The organism is Pseudomonas sp. RIT-PI-AD, from assembly GCF_025642785.1.
In the GTDB taxonomy this organism is placed as follows: domain Bacteria; phylum Pseudomonadota; class Gammaproteobacteria; order Pseudomonadales; family Pseudomonadaceae; genus Pseudomonas_T.
The window spans coordinates 143,852-158,520 of record NZ_JANZKU010000006.1 but is presented as its reverse complement, the minus strand read 5'-3'; the positions used below and the strand labels follow the sequence as shown (position 1 = coordinate 158,520).

The 14,669-nt window shown below is 68.2% G+C and carries 13 protein-coding genes; 7 read left to right on the top strand and 6 right to left on the bottom strand.

Going from position 1 to position 14,669, the window contains the following annotated elements:
- Nucleotides 1-14: 14 nt before the first annotated feature.
- A complete protein-coding gene (locus tag OGL92_RS07730) occupies nucleotides 15-1,142 on the bottom strand; it encodes a GlxA family transcriptional regulator (protein ID WP_263142387.1) in 1,128 nt (375 codons plus the stop codon).
- Between the two features lie 99 nt (nucleotides 1,143-1,241).
- Between OGL92_RS07730 and OGL92_RS07725 the strand changes: the two genes are divergently transcribed.
- From OGL92_RS07725 to OGL92_RS07695, 7 genes are all read left to right on the top strand, one after another.
- Nucleotides 1,242-2,294 carry an ABC transporter substrate-binding protein gene (locus OGL92_RS07725; RefSeq protein WP_263142385.1) on the top strand — a complete coding sequence of 351 codons (1,053 nt, stop codon included), beginning with the start codon at nucleotides 1,242-1,244 and terminating at the stop codon, nucleotides 2,292-2,294.
- A 20-nt stretch (nucleotides 2,295-2,314) separates the two neighbouring features.
- Nucleotides 2,315-3,376, top strand: a complete 1,062-nt coding sequence (locus OGL92_RS07720; protein WP_263142383.1) for an ABC transporter ATP-binding protein — start codon at nucleotides 2,315-2,317, stop codon at nucleotides 3,374-3,376.
- The gene (locus OGL92_RS07715; protein ID WP_263142382.1) at nucleotides 3,373-4,209 is read left to right on the top strand and encodes an ABC transporter permease; all 837 of its coding nucleotides are present in this window, start codon (nucleotides 3,373-3,375) and stop codon (nucleotides 4,207-4,209) included. The genes OGL92_RS07720 and OGL92_RS07715 overlap by 4 nt, the downstream gene beginning before the upstream one ends.
- On the top strand, nucleotides 4,209-4,994 hold the full coding sequence (locus tag OGL92_RS07710; RefSeq protein WP_263142381.1) for an ABC transporter permease: 786 nt from the start codon (nucleotides 4,209-4,211) through the stop codon (nucleotides 4,992-4,994). The genes OGL92_RS07715 and OGL92_RS07710 overlap by 1 nt, the downstream gene beginning before the upstream one ends.
- Nucleotides 4,995-5,029: 35 nt before the next feature.
- Entirely contained in the window at nucleotides 5,030-6,043 is a 1,014-nt protein-coding gene (locus OGL92_RS07705) for a proline racemase family protein (protein ID WP_263142380.1), read from the top strand.
- Nucleotides 6,044-6,205: 162 nt separating this feature from the next.
- On the top strand, nucleotides 6,206-7,135 hold the full coding sequence (cbpA, locus tag OGL92_RS07700) for a curved DNA-binding protein (protein WP_263142378.1): 930 nt from the start codon (nucleotides 6,206-6,208) through the stop codon (nucleotides 7,133-7,135).
- Nucleotides 7,132-7,434 carry a chaperone modulator CbpM gene (locus tag OGL92_RS07695; RefSeq protein WP_263142377.1) on the top strand — a complete coding sequence of 101 codons (303 nt, stop codon included), beginning with the start codon at nucleotides 7,132-7,134 and terminating at the stop codon, nucleotides 7,432-7,434. Before cbpA ends, OGL92_RS07695 begins: the two co-directional genes overlap by 4 nt.
- Before the next feature lie 305 nt (nucleotides 7,435-7,739).
- On the opposite strand, the gene OGL92_RS07690 is transcribed toward OGL92_RS07695, so the two are convergent.
- From OGL92_RS07690 to OGL92_RS07670, 5 genes are all read right to left on the bottom strand, one after another.
- Nucleotides 7,740-8,690: a Nudix family hydrolase gene (locus tag OGL92_RS07690; RefSeq protein WP_263142374.1), complete on the bottom strand. Its 951-nt coding sequence runs from the start codon at nucleotides 8,688-8,690 to the stop codon at nucleotides 7,740-7,742.
- Entirely contained in the window at nucleotides 8,687-9,325 is a 639-nt protein-coding gene (locus OGL92_RS07685) for a glutathione S-transferase family protein (protein WP_263142373.1), read from the bottom strand. The genes OGL92_RS07690 and OGL92_RS07685 overlap by 4 nt, the downstream gene beginning before the upstream one ends.
- Nucleotides 9,326-9,481: 156 nt before the next feature.
- Nucleotides 9,482-10,699 (bottom strand): bifunctional glutamate N-acetyltransferase/amino-acid acetyltransferase ArgJ, encoded by a 1,218-nt coding sequence (gene argJ, locus OGL92_RS07680; protein ID WP_263142370.1) that lies wholly within the window; start codon nucleotides 10,697-10,699, stop codon nucleotides 9,482-9,484.
- A gap of 126 nt (nucleotides 10,700-10,825) precedes the next feature.
- Nucleotides 10,826-13,561: a preprotein translocase subunit SecA gene (secA, locus tag OGL92_RS07675; RefSeq protein ID WP_263142368.1), complete on the bottom strand. Its 2,736-nt coding sequence runs from the start codon at nucleotides 13,559-13,561 to the stop codon at nucleotides 10,826-10,828.
- A 117-nt stretch (nucleotides 13,562-13,678) separates the two neighbouring features.
- Nucleotides 13,679-14,608 carry a M23 family metallopeptidase gene (locus OGL92_RS07670; protein ID WP_263142366.1) on the bottom strand — a complete coding sequence of 310 codons (930 nt, stop codon included), beginning with the start codon at nucleotides 14,606-14,608 and terminating at the stop codon, nucleotides 13,679-13,681.
- Nucleotides 14,609-14,669: the final 61 nt, after the last annotated feature.

Sequence of the window (14,669 nt, the reverse complement as noted above, 5' to 3'; positions counted from 1 at the left end):
GCGCCGGCAGCCGCTCAACCCCAGCGGGGCACCGGGTCGCGTACCGCCGGGGTCGCCCACGGCGGCGGCTCGGCCTCGCCTGCGGCTTCGAGCGGATTGCTCCGGCGCTGGTACTGCCGCGGCGACAGGCCGTAGCGCGCGCGGAACTCCCGGGAGAAATGCGCGCCGTCGGCGAAACCGCAATCCAGCGCGACCTGGGTGATGCTGCCGCTGCCGTTGAGCAGCAGCCAGCTACCGTACTCCAGCCGCAAGGTACGGGTGAACTCCATGGGCGAGATGCCCAGCGCCTGGTGGAAGGCCCGCGCCAGTTGCCGCCGCCCCAGGCCCACGTAACGTGCCACCGCGTCCAGCGAGGGCAGGCTGTCGATACGTTGCTCGATGTAGTGGGCGGCCTGGCGCACCCGGTCGTCCTTGATCGCGCCGAGGTCGGCGTAGAAGTGTGCCTGCGGCAGCTCGCCGGGGCGCATGCCCTGCAGCATCATGTGGCGCACCGCCCGCTGCGCCCGGTCGCGCCCGCAATGGCGCGCCACCAAGTACAGCGCCAGATCGATGGCGGCGGTCGAACCGGCGCAGGTGATCAGGTCGCCCTCGTCGATGAACAGATGGTCGACCGCCGCGCGGGTCTTCGGAAACCGCCCATGGAAGGCATCCAGCACGTTCCAGTGCACGCAGACGGTGCGCGTCCCCACCACCCCGGCCTCGGCCAGCGCGAAGGTGCCGGTGCAGATGCCGAGCAGGCGGGTACGGCTCGCCGCCACCCGGCGCAGCCAGGTACGCAGGGACTCCGGCAGCGGGCTCAGGTAATCGTTGCCGCCGCAGACGGCCAGGTAGTCGAAGGCACCGATGTCCTCGCTGAGGCCTTCGGTGACATCGAGGGTCAGGCCGGCGCTGGAAGTGCGCGGCAGCCCGTCGGCGCTCATCACCCGCCAGGTGATCTCCAGTTGGCGACTGCCGCCGCCGATGTCGGCGGCCAGCCTGAGCACATCGACGAAGCCGGAGAACGCGGCCAGGGTGAAGCGATCCAGCAGCACCAGGCCCAGGGTCAGGCGCGGCGGTCGCTCCGGACATGTCGGCGCCGGCGTGCCCGCGCTCGGGACAGCCCTTCCCCGGATCGCTTCGTCGTCCTGCGAAGGCATCGGCATGACTCGATCGTTCAAGTTGGTGACCTCGTGGTGCAAGCCCCGTCGCCTGGCTTGGTGCAAGATCGATGCCGTTGACATTGACCCGGCGCGAGGCACGACATGAAATTCGGAACGACACTCCAGTTCAAGGCGGCTCTCCTGGCAACCGCGGTAAGCGGCGTGTGTGCGCAGGCGGCGACGGCCGAGGAAAAATCCCTGACCGTCGCCCTCTACGGCGGCAACTGGGGCGATGCGTTCGTCAGTTGCGTCGCGCAGCCCTTCACCCGCGCCACCGGGGTCAAGGTGGTCACGGAAATCGGCACCTCCACCACCACCCTCGCCAAGCTCCAGCAACAACGGGCCAAGCCGGGCATCGACGTGGCCTGGATGGACGGCGGGATCAGCGAACTGGCCGAGCAGGCCGGGGTACTCGATGCCCTGGACCCCAATGCCATCCCGCATCTGGCCGATGTCGTCCCGCAAGGCCTGTACCGCGCCGGGGAGCATGTCTTCGCGGTGAGCAGCGGCTACTACTCCCTCGGGCTGACCTACAACACCCACGAAATCACCCAGCCGCCGACCAGTTGGGACGACCTGTGGAAACCCGCCTATGCCGGCGCCGTGACCCTGCCTTCGCCGGCCAACTCGGCCGGGGTACCCTTCCTGTTCTTCCTCGCGCAGGTCCGCGGCATCGACTCCGCCGACCTGTCGCCGCTGCTGGAGCACCTGGCGAAGCTGGATACCTCGTCCTACTACGACAGCTCCGGCGCGGCGAGCAATGCCTTCCAGAGCGGCGAGGCGATCATCGGCGCGCACTTCAACGTCGGCGCCTGGGACCTGATCGACAAGGGCCTGCCCATCGGCTTCGTGGTGCCCAAGGAGGGTGCCTGGGCCACCGACGCGCGGCTGCACCTGATCAAGGGCGCGCCGAACAAAGCGGCCGGGCAGCGTTTCATCGACACCGCGCTGACCCGCGAAGCGTCCGCCTGCCTGGCCGAAAAGCTGTACCTCGGCCCCGCGGTGAAGGGGGTCCAGGTCGCACCGGCGGTGGCCGCCAAGCTGCCCTGGGGCACACGGGGTTCCCTCGCCGACCTGCGCATGCTCGATTGGGGCACCATCAATGCCCGACGCGCGGCGGTCACCGACGAATGGAACCGCAAGGTCGCCCGCTGAACCCACGACGAGGTAGCAGCATGCCGGCGTTATTGAACATCGAGGCGGTCAGCAAGCGTTTCGGCGCCTTCGCCGCCCTGCAGGACATCCACCTGCACATCGGGCAGCGGGAGTTCGTCGCGCTGCTCGGCCCCAGCGGGTGCGGCAAGACCACTCTGCTGCGCACCATCGCCGGCTTTTCGCACCCGGACAGCGGGCGCCTGTCGATCGACGGCCAGGACATCGGCCGTCTGCCCCCCTACCGGCGCCCGCTGAACACGGTGTTCCAGAACTACGCGTTGTTTCCCCACATGACCGTGCTGGAAAACGTCGCCTACGGGCCTCGCCGGCAGGGCGCCAGCCGCCGCGAAGCCGGGCAACGGGCGAACGAGGCGCTGACCCTGGTCGGCCTCGAGGACCTCGGCGAGCGCTACCCGCGGGAAATGTCCGGTGGCCAGCAGCAGCGGGTGGCCCTGGCCCGCGCCATCGTCAATCGACCCAAGCTGCTGTTGCTCGACGAGCCCCTGTCGGCGCTGGACCTGAAGCTGCGCAAACGCATGCAGCTGGAGCTCAAGCACCTCCAGGAAAAGCTCGGCATCGCCTTCGTCTTCGTCACCCACGATCAGGAAGAGGCCATGACCATGGCCGACCGCATCGTGGTGATGAACGCCGGGCGCATCGAACAGGTGGGCAGCACCACCGAGGTCTACAGCACACCGGCCACGCGCTTCGTGGCGGAGTTCATCGGCGAGGCCAACCTGATCGACTACCGCCTCGACCCCGAGGGCCGGGTCCGGCTCGACGCGCAGGCGCTCGCCCTGACGCTGCCGGCCCCCGCTGCGCCCGCCGGCATCGCCGTGCTGCGCCCGGAACACCTACGGCTCCTCGACGAGGGCGATGACGGCGCGGCGTGTCGCCTGCACGCCCGGGTGAAGGACATCGTCAGCGTGGGCAGCCACACGCTGCTGCACGTGGAGACCGACGAAGGCGCCCAGTTGATGGCGCGCACCCCTGGCCTGCCCAGCCGCCACCTCGGGGTCGGCAGCCGGGTGACGCTGGGCTTCGAGCCCGTCCATCTGCACCTCATAGGCGCGCCGCGATGAGCCGCGTCCCGGGCATGCCGATGGCGATGCTGGCGGCACCGCTGGCGTTCTTCCTCGCGTTCTTCCTCGCCCCGCTGGCCGTGGTGATCCTCGCCAGCCTCGGCGACGCGAACGGCGCCTGGACGCTGGAGCAATACCTGCGGGTGCTCGCCGACCGCTACCACTGGGAGGTGATCCTGGTGACCTTCCGCATCGCCTGCCTGACCACCCTGGCGAGCCTGGCGCTGGGCTATCCGCTGGCCTGGTACCTGACCCGCATGGTGCGCTGGCGGGCCTGGCGACGCGCCTGCGTGATCCTGCTGGTGGTGCCGATGTTCACCAGCAACATCGTGCGCTCGTTCGGCTGGATGGTGCTGCTCGGGCGCAAGGGCCTGCTCAACCAGAGCCTGCTGGACAGCGGCCTGATCGAGCGGCCGCTGCGCCTGCTCGGCACCGAGACGGGCATTCTGATCGGCATGGTCTACGTGCTGCTGCCGTTCATGGTGCTGGCCATCGGCAATGCCCTGAGCCGCCTCGACGCCTCCCACGAGCTGGCCTCCGCCGACCTCGGCGCGACCCCGCGGGCGACCTTCCTACACGTGATCCTGCCGCTGACCCTGCCCGGGGTGATCTCCGGCTGCATCATGGTCTTCACCCTGGCGGTGAGCGCCTACGTCACCCCGGCGCTGCTCTCCGGCGGCCGGGTCACCGTGCTGTCCATGCTGATCTTCCAGCAGTACAGCTCGGTCTTCGACTTCCATTACGGCGGCGCCCTGAGCGTGGTGCTGCTAGTGTTCACGCTGGTGATGGTCGGCCTCGCCGGGCGCATCGGCCGCCCGAGGGGGGACGCCTGATGCCGACGCGCCTGCTGTTGCGCCTGGTGGCCTGGGCCACCCTCGCCTACCTGCTGCTGCCCCTTTTGGTGATCCTGGGCGCCTCGCTCACGGCCACGCCCTACCTGGCGTTCCCGCCCCAGGGCTGGACCCTGGACTGGTACCGGCAGATGCTCGCCGACCCGAGCTACCGCGCCGCCTTCGCCACCAGCAGCCAGCTGGCCCTGGGCGCTACCCTGCTCTCGGTGCTGCTCAGCGTGCCCGCCGCGCTGGCCATCGCCCGCTACCGCTTTCCCGGGCGCCAGGCCGTCAGCGCCCTGCTGATGTCGCCGCTGGTGCTGCCGCACATCGTGCTCGGCGCGGCACTGCTGCAATTCGGCGGCTACTTCGGCCTGGTGCGCAGCTTTCCGGCCCTGCTCATCGGTCACACAGTGATCGTCGCGCCCTTCGTCCTGCGCGCGGTCCTGACCCTGCTGACGCCGGAACAGCGCGCCCTGGAAGAGGCCTCCTACGACCTCGGCGCGAGCCCCTGGTCGACCTTCTGGCGAGTGGTCCTGCCGCAGATCCGGCCCGGCATCGTCACCGGTTCGATCTTCGCCTTCATCTCGTCCTGGATAAACGTCGAGCTGTCGGTGTTCAACACCAGCGCCGCGCTGAACACCATCCCGGTGAAGCTCTTCAACTACGTGCAATACACCATCGACCCGCTGATCGCCGCCGTGTCCGGCGCCACCATCGTGGCCGCCATCGTCGCGATCCTCGCTCTGGATTTCATCGGCCTGGACCTCTTGCCAGACCGGAAATGAACGCCACCCACCCGTCAGTCCCCAGGAGTTCGGTCATGCGCAAGCAAGACGTGTTCGATGTCATCTATACCCATACCGAAGGCGAGCCGCTGTGCATCGTCCACAGCGGCATTCCCTATCCGGCAGGCTCCAGCATCCTCGAGAAGCGCGCCTTCCTCGAAACCCACTACGACTGGTTGCGCATGGCGCTGATGCGCGAACCGCGCGGCCACAAGGACATGTTCGGGGTGTTCCTCACGCCGCCGTCCAGCCCCGACTACGACGCCGGCCTGATCTACATCGACGGCACCGAGTACTCGCACATGTGCGGCCACGGCACCATCGCGGTGAGCATGGCGATGGTCGCCCTGGGCCTGGTGGCACGCGACCCCGGTGGCCTGACGCGAATCCGCTTCGAGACCACCGCCGGGCTGGTGGTGGCCGAAGTCGCCAGCGAGGGCGACGAGGTGCTCTGGACCCGCTTCGAAAACGTCCCCGCCTACGTGGCCGCCCAGGACATCCCGGTGCACCTGCCCGGCTACGGCGACGTGAAAGCCGACATCGCCTGGGGCGGCAACTATTTCGGCATCGTCGACCTGAGCGACTGCGCCCTGCGCATCAGCCCGGAAAACGGCAGCGAGCTGTCGCGCCTGGGACTGCTGGCGCGGGAACAGATCCGCCAGCAGACGAGCATCCAGCACCCCACCGAGGCACACATCAACAACCTCAACTTCATCACCTTCTGGCACCCCGCCGAGCGCGAGGACGTGTTCTACAAGAATGTCCACGTGTTCAGCGCCGGCCAGCTCGACCGCTCCCCCGGGGGCACCGGCACCAGCGCCATGATGGCGATGTTCGAGGCCCGCGGGAAACTCGCCATGAACCAGCCGATCCGCTCGGAAGGCCTGCTCGGCAGCGGCACCTTCGAAGGCTGCCTGCTGGGCGAGGTCGACCTGGACGGCACCCGCGCGGTACGCCCGACGGTGAAGGGCACCGCCAGCATCCTCGGTACGTCCCGCTGGGTCATCGACCGCGAGGATCCGGTCGGCGCGGGGTTCATCGTATCCTGAGGACCGGGCGGAGAACCCTCGCGGGTTCTCCGCCGCCCCGGACGTTTCGCCCGCCCATTGAACTCCGCGCCCGGGAAGGCGGCCTTAGACAAGGCAGGTCCGCTTGATCCTCACCAACGGCACGGTCGCCAGGCCTGGCCGTCCAACGAACGGGGACGCTCCATGGAGTTCAAGGATTACTACCAAGCCCTCGGCGTAGCGCCGGAGGCCGACGAGAAGACCATCAAGACCGCCTACCGCAAGCTCGCCCGCCAGTACCACCCGGACGTCAGCAAGGCGCCCGACGCGGAAGAAAAATTCAAGGAAGTCGCGGAAGCCTACGAGGTGCTGAAGAACGCCGAGAAACGCGCCGAGTACGACGAGTTGCGCCGCTATGGCGATCGCGGCGGCTTCCAGCCCCCACCCGGCTGGCGCTCCTCGGCCGGCCAGGGCGAACCCCACGGGCGCTTCGACGGCGACTTCTCCGACTTCTTCGAGTCCATCTTCGGCAGCCGCGCCGGCGCCCCGCGCGGACCGCGACGCGGCCAGGACGTGGAACTGGAGCTGCCGGTATTCCTCGAGGAAACCCTCGCCGAGCAGCCCAAGCAAATCAGCTACAAGGTGCCGGCGTTCGATGCCCAGGGCCGCCGCGAGGACCTCACCCGTACCTTGAACCTGAAGATCCCGGCGGGCGTGCTCGACGGCGAGCGCATACGTCTCAAGGGCCAGGGCGCACCCGGCTCCGCCGAGGGCCCCGCGGGGGACCTGTACCTGACCCTGCGCCTGGTGCCCCACCCGCTGTTCGACGTCGAGGCGCACAACCTGATCCTCACCGTGCCGCTCGCCCCCTGGGAGGCCGCCCTGGGCGCGAAGATCGCCGTGCCGACCCTGCACGGGCGGATCAACCTGAGCATCCCGCCGGACAGCCAGAGCGGCCAGCGCCTGCGCATCAAGGGCAAGGGCCTGCCCACCCGCGATGGCCATGGCGACCTGTTCGCCCTGCTCAAGGTGGTGATGCCCGACAAGACCCCCGAGGACGCCCGCGATCTATGGCGGGAACTGGCGCAGCGGACACCCTTCGACCCACGTGCGGAATGGAGTAAAGCGCCATGACCACCCTGATCCTGACCCTCGGGGTCGACGAATTCTGCCGCTCGACCAACCTGTCGCGGGACGTGCTGGTGGAGATCGTCGAACTGGGCATCCTAGAACCCCGCGAACCCCAGGTCGAACCCTGGTCGTTCGACGTGGATTCGCTGATCCTGGCCAAGCGCGCGCTGCGCCTGAAGCAGGATTTCGAGCTGGACTGGCCGGGGATCGCCCTGGCATTGCGCCTGTTCGACGAACTGGACCAACTGAAGCGGGAAAACCGCCGGCTGCGCCAGCGCCTGGAACGCTTCACCGCGCATTGAACGACGGGCTGGCGGCCAGCCCCGGGCAACGGCCGGCGCGGCCGAGCCGGCCTGCTGCGGATATGGCCCGTCAGCGCGTCGCGCGCGCACGTCGACGACGAGAGAGAAGGCACCGGTCGGATCGGGGGCCGGGAGCGCCCCCGCGAACAGCGGATGAGCGCCCGCGCAGCGATCCCGCACCGACGATGGCGCGGAACGGCACCCTCGCCGGCCCGGCCGTTCGACGGTTGCAGAGGCATGCTGCCGGCCGTCGGCGCCCGGTGCAGCCCGCGCACCTGACGGCCACCCAGGACGCCGCAGTCCGACTACTCCAGCTCAGCCGGCCACAGCGCACGGATGCCGGCGATCCCCTGGGCGCCGCTGCGCCAGGCGCGCGGCAGGTCGTCCACGCCGAGCCCACCGAGCAGGAACGCCGGCGCGCCGAACCCGCGCAACCATTCGCTGGCCCGCTCCCATCCCAAGGCCGTGGCTTCGGGATGAGTGCGGGTCGGCTGGAGCGGCGACAGGGTGACGAAATCCACGCCGATTTCGGCAGCCAGGGCCAGCTCCTCGGCGCTGTGGCAGGAGGCCGCCAGCCAGCGTTCGCGCGGAAAGGGGCGTCCGTTGCGCGCGTATTTGCGCAGTTGCTCGGCCGTCAGGTGCCAGCCCGCGGCTGGAAAATCCCCCAGCCATTCCAGCGGCCCCTTGAGCATCAACTGCGCGCGACCGGCGCAGAGGCCCAGGGCGTCCACCGCCATGTCGCGGTACTCGGCGCTGAACATGCCCGGGGCGCGCAACTGAACCAGGCTCACGCCGCTGTCCAGCGCGGCGCGCAAGCCCTGGAGCAACTGCGCGGGGGACAGTGCCTCCGGGGTGATCAGGTAGCGATCCGGCAGGCGCGCGGCGGCGACGATGGGCTGGTTGGCGGCGGGAAACTCGTATTCCGGCAGCCGCTTGGGCGCCACCCAGGCCAGGGGCTGGCCCTCGGCGCCATGGGGCTCGCCATCGAACGCCGAGACCTCCCAGACATCCAGCAGCACCTGCTTGTCCGGGTAATCGTGGCGGATCTGGATCAGCGGCCGCGCGGCGGTCACCACGATGCCGAGTTCCTCGGCCAGCTCGCGGGCCAGCGCGGCCTCCACCGTCTCGCCGGGCTCGACCTTGCCGCCGGGAAACTCCCAGAGGCCGCCCTGGTGCTTATCCTCGGGACGTTTGGCGATCAGGACGCGGCCGTCCGCCGCGCGGATGACCGCAGCGGCCACATGGATGGGATTCATGGATGGGTCTCCGTTTCTTCGAGGGCCGCCCGGCACCAGCGCTGGAAGGCCGGCCACCGATGCAGGGTTTCGACGTAGGCGGCGGCCACGACCGGCACTTCCACGGCATAGCTGCGCAACCGCGCCGCCACCGGCGCATAGAAGGCGTCGGCGAGGCTGGGCCGCCCGAAGAGAAAGTCGCCGTCTGCGCCGAAGCGCTGGCGGCAATCGGTCCAGAGCGCGCCAATCCGCGCGATATCGGCCAGCGTTTCCGGCGACAACTCCACCGGGGCCGGGCGCCGCTTCAGGTCCATCGGCAATTGGCTGCGCAGGCTGGCGAAACCGCTGTGCATCTCCGCGCACAAGGAACGCGCCAGGGCCCGGGCGTAGCGCTCGCGGGGCCACAGGCCCGCCTGGGGAAAGCGTTCGGCGAGGTATTCGGCGATGGCCAGGGAATCCCATACCGGGCCTTCCTCGGTGTGCAGCACCGGCACCTTGCCGGTGGGCGACTGCGCCTGCAACAGCGCGCGGCTGTCGGCGCGGTACAGCGAGATGCGCCGCTCCTCGTAGGGTGCGCCACTCAACTCCAGGGCCAGGGCCGCGCGCAGCGACCAGGACGAATAGGTCTTGTTGCCGATCACCAGGGTGAGGGACATGGCGGGTTTCCGGTTCCAGTCGAAGGGCGGCCGACCCTAAGGGGCCTGGGCGAAGCGGGCGAACTCCGCTGTTTCATGAGCGGATGCCGCCGGGATATCCGCGGCGGCCTGGCCGGTACGGTCCGGCCAGCCCGCCGCCGCGCGGGCGGCTCGCCGTCAGGTGCGGTATTCCGCGTTGATCTTCACGTACTCGTGGGACAGGTCGGTGGTCCAGATGGTTTCGCTGCACGCGCCGCGGCCCAGCTCGATGCGGATGCCGATCTCCTCGCGGGCCATCACCGCGGCGCCCTGTTCCTCGGTGTAGCTGGCCGCACGCCCGCCCTTGCTGGCGATGCAGACGTCGCCGAGGTAGACGTCGATCTTGCTCACGTCCAATTGCGGCACGCCGGCGCGGCCGACGGCGGCGAGGATGCGCCCCCAGTTCGGGTCCGAGGCGAACAGCGCGGTCTTGATCAACGGCGAGTGGGCCACCGCGTAGGCCACGTCCAGGCACTCCTGGTGCGCGGCACCGCCGTTCACCTGCACGGTGACGAACTTGGTGGCGCCTTCGCCGTCGCGGACGATGGCCTGCGCCACCTCCATGGAAACCTCCAGCACGGCCTGCTTCAGGGCGGCGAACAACGCGCCGCTGGCCTGGGTGATTTCCGCCACCGGCGCCTGACCGGTGGCGATCAGCATGCAGCAATCGTTGGTCGAGGTATCGCCATCGATGGTGATGCGGTTGAACGACTTGTTCGCCGCATCGCGCAACAGGTCCTGCAACACGCCCTGAGCGACCTTGGCGTCGGTGGCGATGTAGCCGAGCATGGTCGCCATGTTCGGCTTGATCATCCCGGCGCCCTTGGAAATGCCGGTCACGGTCACCGTCACGCCATCGTGGACGAACTGCCGGCTGGCGCCCTTGGGTTGGGTGTCGGTGGTCATGATCCCGGCGGCGGCGGCGGCCCAGTTGTCTTCCGCCAGGTCGGCCAGCGCATCCGGCAACGCGGCGACGATCTTGTCCACCGGCAGCGGTTCGCCGATGACGCCCGTCGAGTACGGCAGCACCGCGCTCGGGTCGACCCCGGCCAGCTCGGCCAGGGCTGAGCAGGTGCGGGTCGCGGCGGCGATGCCGGGCTCGCCGGTGCCGGCATTGGCGTTGCCGGTGTTGGTCAGCAGGTAGCGCACCGGGCCGAGGAAACGGCTGCGGGCAAGGATCACCGGTGCGGCGCAGAAGGCGTTGAGGGTGAACACCCCGGCCACCGTCGAACCCTCGGCGCAGCGCATGACCACGATGTCCTTGCGTCCCGGGCGCTTGATGCCGGCGGAAGCGATGCCGAGTTCGAAGCCGGGAACCGGGTGCAGGGTGGGCAAGGGACCAAGACCAACAGCCATGAGCAGCGCTCCTTGTCAGAAGGAAGGATCGAACGGTAAAACGCCGCGAACGGTCAGCCGGTCGCGGCGCGGAATTCAGCGGAGCGCCAGGGGCGTCCCGCTACGGGCCAGGGGCGTGAGCGGCCGTCAGACGATCTGCCCGTGGCAATGCTTGTACTTCTTGCCGGAGCCACAGGGGCAGGGTTCGTTACGGCCGATCTTCGGCTCGGTGCGGACCGGTGCGCTGGCGACGGCGACATCGCCCTCTTCCTGGGTCGCGTCGTCCTGCTCGAGGCCGGGCGCTTCGGCATGCTGGAACTGCATGCGCTTGGCCATTTCCTCGGCTTCGCGGCGCAAACGCGCCTCTTCCTCGGCCGGATCGTCGCGGCGGACCTGGACGAAGGACATCACCCGAATGGTGTCGCGACGGATCGAATCCAGCAGTTCCTGGAACAGGGTGAAGGACTCGCGCTTGTATTCCTGCTTGGGGTTCTTCTGGGCGTATCCGCGCAGGTGGATCCCGTGGCGCAGGTGATCCATGGTGGACAGGTGGTCCTTCCACAGGTCGTCGAGCACGCGCAGCAGCATCTGCTTCTCGAAGGAACGCAGGGCTTCCGGACCGGCCATCTCTTCCTTCTCGCGGTAAGCCGCGACCAGTTGCTCGAGGATCTTCGCCCGCAGGGTGTCTTCGTAGAGTTTCTCGTCTTCGTCGAGCCACTGCTGGATCGGCAACTGGATGTTGAAGTCGCTGAACAGCGCCGCTTCCAGGCCGGCGACGTCCCATTGCTCCGGCAGCGATTGCGGCGGGATGTGAGCGTCGACGGTGCGTTTGAGGACGTCCTCGCGGAACTCGGCGATGGTCTCGCCGATGTCGTCCGAGGCCAGCAGGCTGTTGCGCATGTGATAGATCACCTTGCGCTGCTCGTTGGCCACGTCGTCGAATTCGAGCAACTGCTTGCGAATGTCGAAGTTGCGGCCTTCGACCTTGCGCTGGGCCTTCTCGATGGCGTTGGTCACCATGCGGTGCTCGATGGCCTCGCCGGACTGCATGCCCAGCGCCTTCATGAAGTTCTTCACCCGGTCGGAGGCGAAGATGCGCATCAGGCTGTCCTCGAGGGACAGGTAGAAGCGGCTGGAACCCGGGTCGCCCTGGCGACCGGCGCGGCCACGCAGCTGGTTGTCGATACGGCGCGACTCGTGGCGCTCGGAGGCGATCACGTGGAGGCCGCCGGCCTCGATGACTTGCTGGTGGCGCTTCTGCCAGTCGGCCTTGATCTGTGCCACTTGCTCCGGGCTGGGATTGTCCAGGGCGGCGACTTCGACTTCCCAGTTGCCGCCGAGGAGGATGTCGGTACCGCGGCCGGCCATGTTGGTGGCGATGGTCACCGCGCCGGGGCTACCGGCCTGGGCGATGATCTCGGCTTCCTTCTCGTGATACTTGGCGTTGAGCACCTTGTGCTCGATGCCCGACTTGATCAGCAGCTGCGAGACGTACTCGGAGCTCTCGATGGAGGCGGTACCGACCAGCACCGGGCGGCCGCTGGCTTGGCATTGCTTGATGTCGGCGATGATCGCCTCGTATTTCTCTTCCTGGGTCAGGTAGACCAGGTCGTTGAAGTCCTTGCGCGCGACGTCGCGGTGGGTGGGGATCACCACCACGGCCAGGCCGTAGATCTGGTGGAACTCGAAGGCCTCGGTGTCGGCGGTGCCGGTCATGCCGGACAGCTTGTTGTAGAGGCGGAAGTAGTTCTGGAAGGTGGTCGACGCCAGGGTCTGGCTCTCGGCCTGGATCGGCAGGTTTTCCTTGGCCTCGATGGCCTGGTGCAGGCCCTCCGACAACCGGCGGCCGGGCATGGTGCGGCCGGTGTGCTCGTCGATCAGCAGGACCTGGTCGTTCTGCACGATGTATTCGACGTTGCGGTGGAACAGTTTGTGCGCGCGCAGGCCGGCGTAGACGTGGGTCAGCAGGCCCAGGTTGTGCGCCGAATACAGGCTCTCGCCCTCGGCCAGCAGACCGGCCTGGGTGAGCTGCTCTTCGATGAACTGATGGCCCTGCTCGTTGAGTTCGACCTGGCGGGTCTTCTCATCGATGCTGAAATGGCCTTCCTGGGTGACCTGTCCCTCGACTTCCTCGATGTGCTGGGTCAGCCGCGGGATCAGCTTGTTGATTTCGATGTACAGCTTGGAGCTGTCTTCGGCCTGACCGGAGATGATCAGCGGGGTACGGGCCTCGTCGATCAGGATCGAGTCGACTTCGTCGATCACCGCGAAGTTGAGCTCGCGCTGGAACTTGTCTTCCAGGCTGAACGCCATGTTGTCGCGCAGGTAGTCGAAGCCGAATTCGTTGTTGGTACCGTAGGTGATGTCGGCGGCATAGGCGGCGCGCTTTTCCTCGGGCGGCTGGAACGGCGAGACCACGCCGACGGTGAGGCCGAGGAATTCATACAGCGGGCGCATCCAGTTGGCGTCGCGGCGCGCCAGGTAGTCGTTGACGGTGACCACGTGCACGCCTTTTCCGGAAAGCGCGTTGAGGTAAACCGCCAGGGTCGCCACCAGGGTCTTGCCTTCGCCGGTGCGCATCTCAGCGATCTGGCCTTCGTGGAGGGTCATGCCGCCGATCAACTGCACGTCGAAGTGGCGCATCCCCATCACCCGCTTTCCCGCCTCGCGGGCCACGGCGAAGGCTTCTGGAAGCAGTTGGTCGAGGGTCTCGCCCTTGGCGACGCGGCCTTTGAACTCTTCGGTCTTGGCCCGCAACTGCTCGTCGGTCAGCGCCACCATCTGCTCTTCGAGCACGTTCACGGCCTGTACCGCCTTGGCCATGCGCTTCACTTCACGCTCGTTCTTGCTTCCAAAGAGTTTCTTCAACAAAGGCGCAAACATATCGACAGGGTCTTCCACGCGTAGGGATGAAGGGCGGTCCGGAGTCGCCCCAGCAGCCGGCACGGCTGCGTGCGAAAGGGGGCATTCTACTCGGATTCGTCGGAGAGGAAAGTGGCGTTACTCCACAGCCTCGGCTCGGGCGATGTAGCCGGCGGGGTTGACCGCTTGCCCGTTCTTGCTGACTTCGAAGTGCACATGATAACCGGTGGAGCGGCCGCTGCGGCCCACCTCGGCGATGGTCTGGCCACGCTGCACCAGGTCCCCCACCTGCACCTTGTTGCTCTGGTTGTGGGCGTAGAGGCTCACGTAACCGTCGGCGTGACTGATCTCGACCAGGTTGCCGTAGCCATTCTTGCGACCGGACCAGGTCACCACGCCTGCCGCCACCGCCACCACGTCGCTGCCCGCCTTGGCGGCGAAATCGATGCCCTTGTGGACGCTGGCGCGACCGGTCAGGGGATCGCTGCGCTGACCGAACGGCGAGGACACGTAGCCCTGCAATACCGGCCAGCCGGACAGTTGCCGCGCCTCGTCGAGACGGCGATCGGCGAGCATCTGCTCCAGCACCTGCAATTGCCGCTCGCGGCTGTCGAGGCGCGCCGCCAGTGCGTCGAGGCTGGTCATCAGCGGGGTCGGTGCGAAGGCCGGCGCGTCCACCAGTTCCTCGGGACCGCCCTGCCCCACGTCGTGGGAGAAGTCGAATTCGTCGGGGTCCAGCTTGGCCAGTTCGGTCAGACGCTCACCGAGCGCGTCGAGGCGGGTCAGTCGCGCCTGCAACTGGGCGACGTGGGCGCCCAAGGCGTCCAACTGGCGCCGGGCATCTTCCCGGCCGGCCCTGGCGTCGACCCGCAGGGCGGCATTGACCGCAGCGTGGGCATCCAGATCCGCCTCGCTGGCCTCCTGGGAAGAGAACCAGCGGGCACCGGCCGCGATGCCCCCGGCCAGGATCAGCGCCAGCGCCAACAGCGCCGCGCCGATCAGCCAGCGCGCATCGAGGCTGAGCGAACGCGTCGCGCCGTGCCGGCGGCTCAAGAGAATGATGTGCATGGGCTCCCCACAGTTCGAATAGGTGGTCGTCGGCGACCTTCTGCTACCATGGCCGCCTCCC